The organism is Methylocucumis oryzae (assembly GCF_000963695.1).
GTDB lineage: Bacteria > Pseudomonadota > Gammaproteobacteria > Methylococcales > Methylomonadaceae > Methylovulum > Methylovulum oryzae.
Map to the genome: position 1 here is coordinate 1 of NZ_LAJX01000365.1, position 630 is coordinate 630.

The following is a 630-nucleotide window of genomic DNA, read 5'->3' on the forward strand; positions in this document are numbered from 1 at the left end:
GCAACGCAGGAGCAGTTGCCGATAACGCCAGGGATGGCGTGTAGTAGAGCAACGCAGGAGCAGTTGCCGATAACGCCAGGGATGGCGTGTAGTAGAGCAACGCAGGAGCAGTTGCCGAGGCAACCTAAGACGTTGTTTAACGCGTATGGCCCGACCGAAGCGGTGATTACGCCTCTGGTTTGGCAGGCAGAAACAAGTTGCTCTGAACCTTATGCGCCTATCGGATTTCCGGTGGGTCATCGTCGCGCTTATGTGTTGGATATTAACTTAAACCCGTTGCCAGTTGGCGTGGCCGGTGAGTTATATCTAGGCGGCGAGTTATTAGCGCAAGGTTATTACCGTAGACCGGCATTAACCGCTGAACGTTTTATACCCGACCCGTTTAGCTCAACACCAGGTGCCAGACTTTACCGTACCGGTGATAGGGTAAGACAAAGCGCTGATGGCTGTTTTAGTTATTTAGGTCGACTCGATAATCAAGTCAAACTACGCGGTTTTCGTATCGAACTGGGTGAAATCGAAAGCGTGTTACTGAAACAACCCGGTATTAACGAAGCGGTGGCGCTGCTTAAATCGGTTAATACTGTTACCCAGCTCTGCGCCTACATTGCAGCGATATTGACCAACTTA

1 protein-coding gene is annotated in these 630 nt (G+C 50.8%); it reads left to right on the forward strand.

Annotated features, from left to right (window positions below; genetic code table 11):
• Window positions 1-630, forward strand: a 630-nt coding sequence (locus VZ94_RS21690; protein ID WP_045780841.1) for an AMP-binding protein, incomplete at both ends; no start/stop codon positions are given.